This is a genomic window from Aeromicrobium sp. (genome assembly GCF_049587115.1).
Taxonomy (GTDB): Bacteria; Actinomycetota; Actinomycetes; order Propionibacteriales; family Nocardioidaceae; genus Aeromicrobium.
Genome location: NZ_JBAVDI010000085.1, coordinates 1 through 13,215, shown reverse-complemented (window position 1 = coordinate 13,215; position 13,215 = coordinate 1). Strand labels below are relative to the sequence as shown.

The 13,215-nt window shown below is 67.1% G+C and carries 17 protein-coding genes; 6 read left to right on the top strand and 11 right to left on the bottom strand.

The window, feature by feature from the left end:
- Positions 1-24: 24 nt before the first annotated feature.
- The gene (locus WB461_RS08675) at positions 25-690 is read right to left on the bottom strand and encodes a helix-turn-helix domain-containing protein (RefSeq protein ID WP_423852332.1); all 666 of its coding nucleotides are present in this window, start codon (positions 688-690) and stop codon (positions 25-27) included.
- A 46-nt stretch (positions 691-736) separates the two neighbouring features.
- On the opposite strand from WB461_RS08675, the gene WB461_RS08670 reads away from it, so the two are divergent.
- Both WB461_RS08670 and WB461_RS08665 read left to right on the top strand, forming a co-directional pair.
- A complete protein-coding gene (locus tag WB461_RS08670) occupies positions 737-1,480 on the top strand; it encodes an MIP/aquaporin family protein (RefSeq protein WP_423852331.1) in 744 nt (247 codons plus the stop codon).
- Entirely contained in the window at positions 1,473-1,886 is a 414-nt protein-coding gene (locus tag WB461_RS08665) for an arsenate reductase ArsC (protein ID WP_423852330.1), read from the top strand. Before WB461_RS08670 ends, WB461_RS08665 begins: the two co-directional genes overlap by 8 nt.
- Here WB461_RS08665 and WB461_RS08660 read toward each other — a convergent pair.
- From WB461_RS08660 to WB461_RS08640, 5 genes are all read right to left on the bottom strand, one after another.
- Positions 1,883-2,725: a hypothetical protein gene (locus WB461_RS08660; protein ID WP_423852329.1), complete on the bottom strand. Its 843-nt coding sequence runs from the start codon at positions 2,723-2,725 to the stop codon at positions 1,883-1,885. The two genes, WB461_RS08665 and WB461_RS08660, sit on opposite strands and share 4 nt — an antisense overlap.
- Positions 2,710-3,480: an SCO1664 family protein gene (locus tag WB461_RS08655; RefSeq protein ID WP_423852328.1), complete on the bottom strand. Its 771-nt coding sequence runs from the start codon at positions 3,478-3,480 to the stop codon at positions 2,710-2,712. The genes WB461_RS08660 and WB461_RS08655 overlap by 16 nt, the downstream gene beginning before the upstream one ends.
- A complete protein-coding gene (locus tag WB461_RS08650) occupies positions 3,477-4,043 on the bottom strand; it encodes a DUF3090 domain-containing protein (protein WP_423852327.1) in 567 nt (188 codons plus the stop codon). Before WB461_RS08650 ends, WB461_RS08655 begins: the two co-directional genes overlap by 4 nt.
- 10 nt (positions 4,044-4,053) lie before the next feature.
- Positions 4,054-4,761, bottom strand: coding sequence for a histidine phosphatase family protein (locus WB461_RS08645; protein ID WP_423852326.1), 708 nt, complete (start codon positions 4,759-4,761; stop codon positions 4,054-4,056).
- A gap of 97 nt (positions 4,762-4,858) precedes the next feature.
- Positions 4,859-5,944, bottom strand: a complete 1,086-nt coding sequence (locus WB461_RS08640) for an alkene reductase (RefSeq protein ID WP_423852325.1) — start codon at positions 5,942-5,944, stop codon at positions 4,859-4,861.
- A gap of 126 nt (positions 5,945-6,070) precedes the next feature.
- On the opposite strand from WB461_RS08640, the gene WB461_RS08635 reads away from it, so the two are divergent.
- A complete protein-coding gene (locus WB461_RS08635) occupies positions 6,071-6,748 on the top strand; it encodes a haloacid dehalogenase type II (RefSeq protein WP_423852324.1) in 678 nt (225 codons plus the stop codon).
- Positions 6,749-6,765: 17 nt separating this feature from the next.
- Here the strand turns inward: WB461_RS08635 and WB461_RS08630 are convergent, their stop codons facing one another.
- The 3 genes from WB461_RS08630 to WB461_RS08620 form a co-directional block, all read right to left on the bottom strand.
- Complete coding sequence (locus WB461_RS08630) at positions 6,766-7,923, bottom strand: acyl-CoA dehydrogenase family protein (protein ID WP_423852323.1); 1,158 nt, start codon at positions 7,921-7,923, stop codon at positions 6,766-6,768.
- Between the two features lie 89 nt (positions 7,924-8,012).
- Positions 8,013-8,426 (bottom strand): hypothetical protein, encoded by a 414-nt coding sequence (locus WB461_RS08625; RefSeq protein WP_423852322.1) that lies wholly within the window; start codon positions 8,424-8,426, stop codon positions 8,013-8,015.
- 105 nt (positions 8,427-8,531) lie between these two features.
- The gene (locus WB461_RS08620) at positions 8,532-9,224 is read right to left on the bottom strand and encodes a pyrimidine reductase family protein (protein ID WP_423852321.1); all 693 of its coding nucleotides are present in this window, start codon (positions 9,222-9,224) and stop codon (positions 8,532-8,534) included.
- 445 nt (positions 9,225-9,669) lie between these two features.
- On the opposite strand from WB461_RS08620, the gene WB461_RS08615 reads away from it, so the two are divergent.
- Complete coding sequence (locus WB461_RS08615; protein WP_423852320.1) at positions 9,670-9,987, top strand: AbrB/MazE/SpoVT family DNA-binding domain-containing protein; 318 nt, start codon at positions 9,670-9,672, stop codon at positions 9,985-9,987.
- A complete protein-coding gene (locus tag WB461_RS08610; protein WP_423852319.1) occupies positions 9,984-10,295 on the top strand; it encodes a hypothetical protein in 312 nt (103 codons plus the stop codon). Before WB461_RS08615 ends, WB461_RS08610 begins: the two co-directional genes overlap by 4 nt.
- Positions 10,296-10,389: 94 nt before the next feature.
- Here the strand turns inward: WB461_RS08610 and WB461_RS08605 are convergent, their stop codons facing one another.
- Entirely contained in the window at positions 10,390-11,022 is a 633-nt protein-coding gene (locus WB461_RS08605; protein WP_423852318.1) for a class I SAM-dependent methyltransferase, read from the bottom strand.
- A 275-nt stretch (positions 11,023-11,297) separates the two neighbouring features.
- Here WB461_RS08605 and WB461_RS08600 point away from each other — a divergent pair, with 275 nt between their 5' ends.
- On the top strand, positions 11,298-12,023 hold the full coding sequence (locus tag WB461_RS08600) for a hypothetical protein (RefSeq protein WP_423852317.1): 726 nt from the start codon (positions 11,298-11,300) through the stop codon (positions 12,021-12,023).
- 351 nt (positions 12,024-12,374) lie between these two features.
- On the opposite strand, the gene WB461_RS08595 is transcribed toward WB461_RS08600, so the two are convergent.
- The coding region (locus WB461_RS08595) for a fatty acid desaturase family protein (RefSeq protein WP_423852316.1) at positions 12,375-13,215 on the bottom strand (841 nt) is incomplete at its 5' end.

Below are 13,215 nucleotides of genomic sequence, written 5' to 3'. Positions count from 1 at the left end.
CCAATGGTCCCGGGGGCCGGCGGTTCAGGAAGCGATGAGTCGCGGCGCCAGGGTCGCGATGCGGCGGTCGAGCTCTGCGCAGGTGGCCTCGAATGCATCTGCGCCGCCACGTGCGACCGGGTCGGGGATCGACCAGTGCAGGGACACCGCGGCCCCGAGCTCCTCGTACGCGTTGTCGCACACGGCGATCACGAAGTCATCGGCCTGCTCGACCTGAGTCAGTGGCTGCGGAGCGACCGACAGGAGGGGGAGGGACCGGCGCTCTGCGACCGCCAGTGCGCCGGCAGCGATCCGGTCGGCAGGATGGGTGCCGGCTGAGGTGGCCCGGACGGTACTGCGCTTGGTCCACAGCGCCGCGGCCAGCTGGGAGCGGGCGGAGTTGGCTGAGCAGACGAACACGACCCGGTTGACGTGAACGGCGACATCGGCGGACGGAATGTCCACCGGAGCCAGGGTCAGGTAGGTCCGACGTCGATCTCCTTCTGAGCGACGTCGGACCACGACGCCGGCCTGCTCGAGGACCTTCAGGTGGTGGGCCAACAGGTTGGACCGTAGCCCGATCAGCGCTTGGAGCTCGCTGGGAGAGCGGTCGCCCAGGGCCAGGTGATCGACGATCGCCAAGCGAGCGACGTCCGCGAGGGCAGCGTGCCACGCTGCCCGCTCCGCCAGGGGAAGTCGCTCAACATTCATTGAGTCGAGTTTGACTGAGCGATTTGGTTCCGGTCAAGATGAGGACGTGAACCAGACCGTCCCTGTCCCGACTGCTGCCCCACATCCGATCGCAAGTCGGCTGCTGGCCGAGTTTCTGGGCACGGCGCTTCTGGTCACGGTGGTCGTCGGATCCGGCATCGCGGCGGCACGTCTGTCTCCCGGCGACATCGGCATCCAGCTGTTGGAGAACAGCACGGCCACGGCTCTCGGGCTCGCCGTTCTGATCCTGATGCTGGGTCCCGCCTCGGGCGCACACTTCAACCCGGTGGTCACGGCGGCGGACTGGTTCCTCGCCCGGCGCGATCCAGAAGGATTCGCGGGTGTCCACATCGCCCCATACATCCTCGCTCAGTGCACTGGCGGGATCGCCGGGTCTTTGCTGGCGAATGCCATGTTCGATGTCGGTCCCGCCTTCTCGCACAACGAGCGGGCCAGCTGGAATCACCTGCTCGCCGAGGTGGTTGCGACCGCCGGGCTGGTCCTGCTGATCTTCTCGCTGGTCCGCACCGACCGGGTTGCGCTCGCGGCTCCTGCGGTCGGCGCGTACATCGGCGCGGCGTACTGGTTCACCAGCTCCACCTCCTTTGCCAACCCGGCGGTGGCGATCGGCCGGATGTTCAGCGACACCTTTGCGGGCATCGCTCCCACGTCGGTGCCGGCGTTCGTCGTCGCGCAGATCATTGGCGCGGCAATAGGCGTTGGCCTCGCTCTGGCGCTCTACCCCACGGCGCCTTCGCCCCACACGCACCAAGGAGAGTCACATGCCTGATCGCCCCAGCGTCCTGTTCGTCTGCGTTCACAACGCCGGCCGGTCGCAGATGGCTGCTGGCCTGCTCCACGCCCTCGGCGGGGGTCGTGTCGAGGTGCGGTCTGCGGGCTCGGCGCCCGGCGACCAGATCAACCCGGTCGCGGTAGAGGCGATGAAGGAGATCGGCATCGACATCACCGCCGAGCAGCCCAAGAAGCTCACCGAAGCGGCGGTCGTGGCCTCCGACGTGGTCATCACGATGGGCTGCGGTGATGAGTGCCCCTATTTCCCCGGCAAGCGCTACGAGGACTGGGTGCTGGACGATCCGGCCGGTCAGGGCCTGGACGCCGTGCGACCCATTCGCGACCAGATCAAGTCAAGGGTCGAGGCGCTCATCGCCTCGCTTGATCCCGCTGTCGAGCCCTAGGCGGGGTACCCCTCGCGGTAGGTGGGGTGGCGCGGCGTCCATCCGCTGGCACGAAGGCGCGCGTTGGAGAGGCGCTTGCCGTGTCCGCGCGCAGGATCGGCGGCGGGAGGAGCTGGGACACCGAGTCTGGCCGCCAGGTGCGCTGCCACGTCGCCCAGCTGCGCAGGCTTGTCATCGGTGCCGATGTAGAGGCACGCTGGCGGCTCGGATCGGGTCAGCAGGTGGACGACCGCGTCCGCGGCATCGCTGCGATGGATCCGATTGGTCCACCGGTTGGGGTCGGTGATCCGGCCTTCACGGACCCGGTCGACCAGGAAGGCGCTGTCCCCGCCATACAGCCCGGACAGGCGCAGTATGGTTCCACCGGGCACGCGATCGGAAAAGACGTTCTCAGCTTCGAGCAGCATCTGCGCTGGTCCGTCGTCCGGGTGCACTGGCGTCGTCTCGTCGATCAGCGAATCGGTCGGCAGGTCGCCGAACACGGCGGTGGACGAGACCAGCACCGCGCGGAGCGGTGACTGCCCGGACGCCGCCAGCGCATCCAGTGCCCGGCCCAGCCCCTCGACGTACGTCGCACGATAGGCCTCCGCGGTGCGGGGGCGGGCAGTGAGCGCCACGACGAGGAAGGACAGGTCCAGCGGCGGCAGCGTGGGCATCTCACGGGTGAGGTCGGCTGAGAGGCCCTGCAGGGGTGGGGGCACCAGGTCTGCGCGGCGCCTGATCCCCACGACGTGGTGGCCGCTGGCGGCCAGGCGGAGGCCGATGTCGGTGCCGAGATCGCCGCAGCCGACCAGCAGCGTGTCCGGAAGCTGGGGGTGGGCCATCAGAACGGCGGCCACGGGACTGCGGGCATCTCGCCATGCGGGGCGGGAAACCGGGACTCGGACAACAAGGCGTCGCACCGTCGGGCCAGCGCCTCGATCTCGCGGCCGGTGAGCAGCGGTGCGAGCGTGACACCGAGATCCCCGTCGAGCGCGGAGCGAACCCGACGCAGACCGTCGAGCTCTTCATCGTGCAGATCCTGACCGAGCCAGCCCCACAGGACCGTGCGGAGCTTGTGCTCGGCGTGGAAGGTGAGCCCGTGGTCGATGCCATAGCGGTGCCGGTCGGCCATGGCGAGGACATGTCCACCCTTGCGATCGGCATTGTTGGCGATCGCGTCGAACACAGCCATTCGGCGCAGAGCGGCGGTGTCCTCGTGGACCAGGGCGACCGGACGGTCCTGCGCGTCACGACCCTCGAGGACCTGACACCACCCCGTCACGGGAACAGAACCGGCAGCCACCAGGTCGACGGCGTCCTGCTCGGGATCGGTCTCCTGCCAGCGCTGGACCATGCCGGTGCCCATCGGTCCCTCGCGCAGCCAGGTGTGCGGCACGATGTTCCAGGCGAGGGCCTCGGACAGTGTGTACGCGGCGACCTCGCGGTGGGCCAGGTTGCCGTCGGGGAAGTCCCACAGGGGCCGTTCGCCGGCGATCGGCTTGTAGACGACCGAGAGATCGCCGATCTGACCGACGAACGTGGCATTCGATGCCGGCATGATCCGGCCCGTGAGCACCAGCTCGTCGTCGATCAGGTCGACCTGCGTGGTCACCGGAATCCGTCGGGCAGCTCGCACACGTGCTCGTCGGAGTCCATCGGGACGCGGCAGAGCGGACAGATCGGCCGGCCCGCTCCCACCACCTCGCGGGTGCGCTTGGCGAAGGCCCGGGCAGTGCCGACAGGAATCCGAACCACCATGACCTCGGTGGGTTCGAGCTCGACCACGTCGATCTCCTCCGCGGCGAGCTCGTCGGCGTCGATCTCGACGTACGGGAAGGCCTCGATCACGATCTGCGCGGTTGCGGGATCCCAGCCCAGTCCCATGGCGCCCGCACGGAACTGCTCCTCGACCGGCTGTTCCAACGGATCGTTGTCGACCAGGCCTTCAGGGGTCAGGGCCGGAACGCTGAAGGGATTGCCGTCCTCGACCATCAGCTCGTCGAGCACCTCCTCGATGCGCTCGGCCAAGGCAGCGGACTGCTCCTTCTCGAGGGCGACGCTGACCATCTGCTTGCCGGTGCGAGCCTGGAGGTAGAACGTGCGCGATCCTGGCTGCCCGACAGTCCCGACGACGAGTCGGTCGGGCCAGTCGAATCCATGGACGAGGGTTGCCATGTGGTCAATGTTAGGAGCGGACCGAAACAGGCGCCTCCGGCCCTGCCCCGCCACCCACCTGCGCATCGGCGGATCCGGTGCTCGCGCCGAGCCACGAGAGGTCTCCCGCATGCGTGTTGACGGCCAGCACCGCAGGCCGCGTGGTGCCGTATCGCACGATCGAGACCGAGGCCGGGTCGACATTGAGGCGTTGGAACAGATCGAGGTGCATGCCGAGGGCATCGGCCAAGATCGACTTGATGATGTCGCCATGGCTCACCGCGACCCAGACCGCGTCGGGGCCGTGCTCGCCCTCGAGTGCGCCGTCGCGCCGTCGGATCGAGTCGATCGCCCTGGCCTGCATCGCAGCCAGAGACTCGCCGCCGGGAAAGGTCGCTGCCGACGGCTGGGTCTGCACGACGGACCACAGGTCCTCGGCTGCCAGATCGCTGAGCGCGCGGCCCTGCCACTGGCCGTAGTCGCACTCGGTGATTCCTGCGTCGACGTGCAGCTTCGCGACCCCTGTCTGCCGTTCCAGGATGGACCGCGAGGTCTGGCGGCAGCGTTCGAGGGGACTGGAGATGACTGCGACCACGGGGACGGCGGACAGCCGCTGCGCGGTGCGTCCGGCCTGCTCCCGTCCTGTCTTGTCGAGCTTGACGCCCGCCGTGCGGCCGGCCAGCACGCCACTGGCGTTGGCGGTGGTGCGTCCGTGCCGAACCAGGATCACAGTGGCCATGCCTGCGAGCGTAATGCCCGTCAACGTGCGCTCGTGAGATGACCGCCGCCGAGGGCCCCGTCGGTCAGTGCCGGACGGGGCCCTCGGTCACGTGGGATCAGGCCGCGGTCGAGCCGTCCAGGAACGGGTAGTCGACGTAGCCCTCGGCGCCGCCACCGTAGAACGTGGCACCGTTCGGCTCGTTGAGGACAGCGTCTGTCCTCCAACGTTCGACCAGATCGGGGTTGGCAATCAGTGGGCGACCCACCGCGATCGCGTCGGCAAGGTCCGCGTCCAGGAGTGCCTGGGCCGATTCCTTGGTCGTCACGTTGGCGAAGCCGGTGTTCGCGATGAACACGCCACCGAACGTCGTCCGGAGCTCCTGGATGAGCTCCAGGCTGGGGTCGGCGAGCACGCTGAGGTAGGCCAGGCCGAGCGGAGCGATGGCTTTCACAAGTGCTGTGTACGTCGCCTCGACATCGGCCGGGTCCTGCTCCGTCGCGCCTTGGATGTTGTGGGCGGGAGAGATGCGAATGCCGACCTTGTCGGCTCCGATGGCCTCGGCGACTGCGCGAGTGACCTCGACCGCGAAGCGTGCGCGGTTCTCGGGCGAACCGCCGTATTCGTCGGTCCGCTCGTTCGAGCCAGGAGCCAGGAACTGATGGATCAGGTAGCCGTTGGCAGCGTGGACCTCTACCCCGTCGAGGCCGGCGTCGATCGCGTTGCGAGCGGCAGCCACGTAGTCCTCGACGACACCGGGGATCTCGGAGAGCTCCAGAGCGCGCGGAGTCGGGTGGTCCTTGGGGCCGTCGGCGGTGAACATCTGCGCAGGCGCCGGGAGGGCGCTCGGCGCGATGATGTCCTGTCCACCGGTGTTGTCCGGGTGCGAGATCCGACCGACGTGCATCAGCTGCGCGACGATGTGGCCGCCCTTGGCGTGCACTGCCTCGGCGACGCGGCTCCAGCCTGCGAGCTGCTCGGCGGTGTGGAAACCGGGGGTGTTGAGGTAGCCCTGGCCGGCCGCGCTCGGTTGCGAACCTTCGGTGATGATCAGCCCGGCCGATGCGCGCTGCCCGTAGTACTGCACGGCGAGGTCACCGGGGATCCCTCCCTGCTCGGCGCGATTGCGGGTCAACGGCGCCATCACGATGCGGTTGGGCAGGGTCCATGAACCCATGGTCAGATGGTCGAAAAGATTGGTCATACAAGTTTCAACTAATAGGGCTGCGGAGGAATTCCATCCGGGTCGATGAAATGTCACTCGGCAGCCGCAGTTGCGGTGCACGCCTGTCGGCGCAGACTGGGAGACGCGGCGTCGAAAGGAGACTCCATGCCACGGCACCCGACACCCGCAATGATCGTCTTCGACGTCAACGAGACGCTCTCCGACATGGGCCCGCTCACGGAGGCGTTCGCACGGGTCGGGCTCGCGCCGGACGAGCGGGAGACCTGGTTCGCCGGTCTGCTTCGCGATGGGTTCGCGCTGACCAGCGTGGGTGAGAACCCGAACTTTGCCGAACTCGCTGCCGAGGCGTTGCGCATCCGACTTGTTTCTCACATGGACGATGTCGCGGCCGCGACGGCGGTCGAATCGGTCATGGGGACATTCAATGATCTGGAGACACATCCGGACGTCGTGACGGGCATCCGCGCACTCCGCGCGGCAGGAGTTCGGCTCGTCACGCTGAGCAACGGCTCGACCGCGGTGGCCAGCGGTCTGCTCGAGCGCGCCGGAGTGCTCGATGACCTCGAGAGCCTCATGACCGTGGCGGACGGTCCCGCGTGGAAGCCTGCGCCAGGGGCCTATGCTCACGCACTCGGGCGGTGCGGGGTCGCCGCCAAGGACGCGATGTTGGTCGCCTCGCACCCGTGGGACATCGACGGAGCGGCGCGCGCAGGCATCCGAACCGCGTGGCTGCGCCGCGGCGCAGCGTCCTACCCGTCGTACTTCCAGTCACCGGAGATCGAGGCGACCGACCTGGCCGACCTCGCCGCCGCCATCACCTGATCATGATCCCGGGACGGTTAGCGGGCGAGGTCGCGGCTGATCACCAGGCGTTGGATCTGGTTGGTCCCTTCGAAGATCTGCATGACCTTCGCCTCGCGCATGTAACGCTCGACCGGGAAGTCCTTGGTGTATCCGGCCCCGCCGAAGACCTGAACGGCGTCGGTCGTGACCTTCATGGCGTTGTCCGTGCAGATCAGCTTCGCGATCGAGGCCTGCCGGGAGAACGGCCGGCCGGCGTCCTTGAGTCGGGCCGCAGCCAGATAGGTCGCCCGGGCGGACTCGACCGCAGCGGCCATGTCCGCCAGGAGGAAGCCGAGGCCCTGATGGTCGATGATGGCCTTGCCAAAGGCTTCGCGCTGCTTGGCGTAGGTGACGGCGGCGTCCAGCGCGCCCTGCGCCAGGCCGGTCGCAACTGCGGCAATGCCCAGACGCCCCGAGTCCAGCCCGGCGAGCGCGATCGGAAGTCCGTCTCCCTCCTCGCCGAGCCGACGCTCGACCGGGATGCGCACGTCGTCGAACAGCATCGTTGCGGTGGTGGACCCCATCAGGCCCATCTTGTCCTCGGGGTTGTCCGCCGTCAGGCCTGGTGTGTCGGCCGGAACCAAGAAGCACGAGACCCCCGAGCCGCCACCGGATGCTGCCGAGGGGTCGGACGTCCTCGCCATGACCTTGTAGAAGTCGGCCTTGCCGCCGTGCGTCGTCCACGCCTTCGCGCCGTTGATGACGTACGAGTCGCCCTCGCGCACGGCGCGGGTGCGCATGGCCGCAGGGTCCGAGCCCGCGTGGGCCTCGGACAGACAGTAGGCCCCCAGCTGATCGCCCGAGAGCATCTGAGGCAACCAGCGCTCCTTCTGCTCATCGGTGCCAGCGGTGAACAGGCCGAAGCAGGACAGGGCGTGCACGCTGACGCCGACGCCGACTGAAGCCGACACGGCCGCGATTTCTTCGAGAACTTGCAGGTAGACCTCGTAAGGCTGGCCGCCGCCGCCCACCTCCTCGGGATACGGCAGCGACAGCAGCCCAGCACGTCCCAGCACCCGGAACGACTCACGGGGAAATGCGGCTTCGCGCTCGAAGGCCGCGACGGTCGGAGCAAGCTCCTTGGCCACGATGTCGCGGGTCAGCGCGATCAGGTCCGCAGACTCCTCAGTCGGCATCAGACGGCTGGCGGGCATGCGATCTCCTCGGGTGGTGCTGGTCGGTGTGTTCCACCCTAGAGGCGTGATCCGGCCTGCCCTCCAGGCGCCGGTGCGAAGGGATCGCCCTAGCCGCCGAGAAGTGTCTCGAGGAACGTCTTCGGTGGATTGGTGGGAGTCGGCGAGGGCTCAGGGGACGGTGATGTCGACGGAGATTCGGACGGCGGGGGTGGTGCGGTGGTGGCCGGGACCCCGCTTCCGCCGTTCGTGCCACGCGGGCGGGTCGTCGAGGTGTTGGCCTTGGGTGAGTCAGCGGTGGACTCGTCCGGCGACCCGGGCTCGTTTGTCTGCCGCGCCTCGGGAGCTGCGTCCGCTGTCCCCGCCGTGCTGCCTGAGACGGTGGGGGAGCCGGCAGTGGAGGTGCTGGGCAGGGAGGAGGCACGGGAGGGGATGCTCGGCTCGCCACGGGTGAACGTCACGGCGGCGGCGGTAGCGATCATCGCCGCGACCCCCGCGACGACGACGCGGTGAATCTTGCTCATCCGCATGAGAGGGCTCCTCGCGGTGGGTACTGTCTACGGCTGACGGGAGTGGCGCCGAAGGGTGCTGGACACTCCAGCCTATCGGGTTTCGGCTGCGGATCCGAGTCATCCGCGGTCGCGGACCCACCGGGTCAGCAGTCCGCCATCGGCCTCGATCGAGTGGGCGAGCTCCATGCGGCGGTCGGTGCCGTGGGTGCCGTGGGCGATACGTGGCGCCGCACCTGCAGTGAGGATCGGCGCGATCGTGAGGCACAACTCATCGACCAGGTCCTGCGCGATGAGCTCGCCGTGCAGGCTGGGACCGCCCTCGCAGAGGATGCGGGTCCACCCGCGGTCGGCGAACTCCGCCAGCACTCCGGGCCAGTCGATCTCGCCGTCACCCAGGGCCAGGACCTCGACGGATCCCCGAAGAGCGGCGAGTCTGGCTGGATCCGTTGTAGCCGACGTGACCACCAGGTTGTCGGGGACGAGCAGCGGCTCGGGAATGTCGAGTCGCCTGCTGACCACTGCCATCACGGGAACCGGTGAGAGTCCCAGACGAGCACGCAGGTCGGCATCGACCGCGTAGTGGGCGTAGCCCTCGTCGCGGGCCGTTCCGGCGCCGACCACGATGACGTCGGCCAGCGAGCGGAGCAGTGCGAAGACCGTGGTGTCCGTCTCTCCGCCCAGCGACCCGGATTTGCCATCGGCGCCGGCCGCGCCGCCGTCGAGTGTCGAGACGAAGTTGGTCCGTACCCAGGGGCGCTCGGTCGCGGGGTAGGCGTAGAGGCGCTCGAGCTCATCGGCGTCGTGGGTCATGGCTGCAGCCTACGGAGACGCCGACTCCAACCGAGGACAAACTCCTCAGTTGCCTTCACGACGCTGACGGGGCCTACTGGCGCGTCGACAGCCTCCGGGAACCGGAGGCGGGTGCGAGACGGGTTGCGTCAATCCACCCAGAATGATGTGACTCTCGGCTAGGTGTGAGTCAACGCCCTCGATGCCGGCGTCCCACTGCGAGACGCGCAGATCTTGGCCCGCCATGCTGACCCGCGCACCACCGAGCACTACGACCGGGCACGCGGCAACCTCGACCGCCACGGAGTTCATTTCCTCACCGCTTACATCGCCGGCGTCTGACCAGCTCGCGTTGGCGTGGGGCAGATCATCGGTAGGTCACGGATTAGCTGACGGCCTTCTACCCGGCCCGGGGCTGCAGAAAAACCGTCTTGCTGCATATCCGTGTGCGTGACACAATGGAGATATGACTGCCGAGACCCAGGGATTCCACGGCTACGTCGGGCTGCAGCGCCGCGGCGTGATTTCGCTTCCCGCCGAGCTGCGTCAGCGTCTGCATCTGGACGAGCCCGGAGCGCAGCTTGAGATCACCGAACGCGCCGATGGCGTCATTGAACTGCGACCAGCCCTGCCCGTTCCCGCTGACCAGGCATGGTTCTGGTCTGAGCGCTGGCAGCAGCGTGAGCGCGAGGTCGACGAGCACGTCGCCGCCGGACGAGTCACCGTTCACGAAAGCGGCGACGACTTCCTGACCCACCTCGACAAGCTCGACGCCGCCGAGTGAAGTTCGCCACCACCCCCGCCTTCGATAGCGACTACCGCCGATTGAAGTCCGAGCACGCGACCGAGTTCAAAAACGTCGTACGAGACAAGTTCGTACCCGCATGCGATGCGTACGCCGCAGATCCGGCAACCCCCTGGCCGGCCTCGCTCCGGGTCAAGTCAGTTCGATCAACCCACGGAGTCCTCGAGATGACTTGGTCGTTCGCCAGCCCTGACGGCCGAGCAACGTTCGAGTTCGTCACCATCGACAACGAACTCGCCGTTCAGTGGCGCCGCGTCGGCGACCACGACGTCTTCAAGAACCCATGAGTGCCCAACTTCCCTACGTGCTCTAAAGCGACTCCAGCTCGAAAGGTCGGACCTGCGTCTTTTCGCCGCGAGACGACCACGGGCACGAGCGGGTCTAGGAGAAGGGCGCCTGACTGGTCAAACCTGCCCCTCCTCTCGACAGTTCGGCTCGCCACCAAGCGCCGCTCTCGACCCGCTCGACTCGGCGCAGGGCGAGGTCGCCGTTCGCAAACTCCTCGAGCTCTGTACGGGTCAGCGGCCACGGCGGTCCCTTCATCTCGGACCGTTCGTCCCGTGTGGTCGCGAGGACCAGCAGCGTGCCTTCTGGTGCCACTAGCGCGGCGATGTTCTGCGCAGCGGCCGTGTGCTGTTCAGGCGGCATCGACTGCACTGTAAGACTCTCTACAACCAGGTCGAACCTACGCTGCCACGCGCGGGGAAGGTCCAAGACGTCGGCAACGAAGTAGTTCACCTCGCTGGCGGGATACTTTCGCCGCGCTGCAGCAATCGCGGTCGGCGCGAAGTCGAAGCCCGTGGTTCGAAATCCCAACCATGCGAGGAACTCGGCGTCAGCCCCGTAGCCGCATCCCACCACCAGCGCCTCGCGGCCACCGCCCGCCAAGTCTCGCGCCTCGGCCCACTCCACCAGCTGTGGACGAGGTGCGCCGAAGTCCCAGGGCGGGGTGGCACCACCGGCGTCCGCGCCTGCGTAGATCGCCTCGAACATGCTCGATGGCTCGCCCGTCACGATTCGAGACTAGCCACCGCGTTGTCCCGGCACCAGTGCGCGATGACGGCCATACAGACTGAACGAAGTCCGCCAGGGACGAGTTAACGAGCAGCAGCGGCGACCTAGGTGTGTCGATCACCTTGATGCCATCTTCTCGACGACCACGTTCTCGATGACGGCGTATGCGACGCCGGTCGGACGTGGTTCACTGAGAGGTGGCGATCGGCCCAGCCTGCATCCATCCCAACCCCGAGGCTTCTCCAATCGTCTCCACGAGAGACCAGGAGAGAATCATGGCTGGAAACACGTACGACGAGAACGACGCAGAGTCCGCGGGCGAGAATTCGGCCCTCACCGGTCTGGCTGCAGCAGCCCCGCAGGTCGCGGCCGCAGCCGCTGCCATCGACAAGGCGGACGACCTCGTCGATGCCGCCAAGGACGCCGGAAAATGGGTCGGCGGTGCGCTCGACGACGTCTTCGGCGGCGGCGACGAGCACCCGGGCGAGTCGACGTTCCCGGTCGACCCCAACGCCATCCCCGAGACGGAAGAGGAATTCCAGGCCAAGATGGCAAAGGCCGAGGAAGCGATGGACAAGGGCGGCGTCGCCGGAGCCAAGGCGAAGGAGCTGTGGAACGGCAGACACCAGGACGTCGAGCACGTCATCGCGGAATCGGAGGCGGCCGACATGAAGTGGGCTGCCAAGAAGGCCCGGGCTGGCCGGGTCCACGATGCGGCGACAGAGTTGCACGACGGCGTCTTCGACGACCCCCGACTCGAGGATGTCGGCTCATCCGGTCCTCACACCACGGCGGGCGGGGCCATCGATCCCGATCAGCTGCCGACAGCAGATCACACCCCTGCCGATGTGCCGATCGGCTCCGACGTTGAGCTCAACCCCCAGCCCATACCTCCCGGCAAGGCGGCCGACCAATTGTTTGATGTCGATGACTCCTCGATCATCATCGTCGGTGGCAAACCGGTTGCCCGGCGCGCCAAGGAACAAGGGCCGACAGGCTGACCGCCGACAAACTCAGCGAACAGCCTTGACCCCTGACACGGTGTCAGGCCATATCTATGGGGGTTGTCGTGTTTGCTATCGGAGAATTCGCCCGCCAGCAGCTTGAGACGAGTCATCTCATCAGTTCCTCATCGTCCTCATTCATGGACGATGATCTGCGTTACGTCAAACCGCCGAGTCTGGTCGCCGGACTGGGCCATTCAATCCAAAGCGACTACGGAAGACGCCAGGACATATGTCAAAAGTCGAGTTCTGACGAGACGACTCGCTGGGTCCTGGACGATTCGGGCCTCTGAGACCTCAGTGTCGATGCAGCGGCTGCTGCCGCTGCCGTGACGGCGGTCGCTCGAGTTACGCGGCCTTGGCCACGTCTCGCTTCCTGACCTGATCCTTCAGCTCGATGGCGCGGCGCACCTTCTTGCCACCGGTGGTCATCTTGTACAGCTTGACCAGCTGCGACGGAGCGTTCTTCGGAGTGGTCTCGGCGAGCCAGTCGTTCGGCAGCGACAGGCGCACGATCTTGTGCCAAGCGGAGTAGACCTGCTTCGGCAGCGGCGCCGAGATGTAGTTCAGGTCGTACTTGTCGAAGAGCGCCTTGACCTGGGGCGCGATCTCGGCGTACCGGTTGCTGGGCAGGTCCGGGAACAGGTGGTGCTCGATCTGGAAGCTCAGGTTGCCGGTCATCAGGTGCATCAGTCGGGAACCGGAGATGTTGGCCGAGCCGAGCATCTGGCGCAGGTACCAGTCACCGCGGGTCTCACCCTCGATCGACGCCTTTTCGAAGGTCTCGACGCCCTCGGGGAAGTGGCCGCACATGATGACCGAGTGGGTCCACAGGTTGAGGACCACGTTGGCTGTGAAGTTCGCTGCCAGGGTCGGCAGGAAGGAACCGGTCGGGATTGACAGGGTGGGGTGGACGACGTAGTCCTTGGTGGCCTGCTGACGGATCTTCCTCAAGGTCTGCTTGGCACGGGCCTTGAAGTCGTCGCTTCTCTGGTCCTTCGGGATCGACAGATTCTTGCCGAGCTCGAGGTCGTACGCCGCGATGCCGTACTCGAAGAAGCAGGCGTTGACGAAGTTCCACAGCGGCTGCGCGAGGTAGAAGGGCATCCAGCGCTGGTCCTCGTCGACGCGCATGATGCCGTAGCCGAGGTCGTTGTCCTTGCCGACGACATTGGTGTAGGTGTGGTGC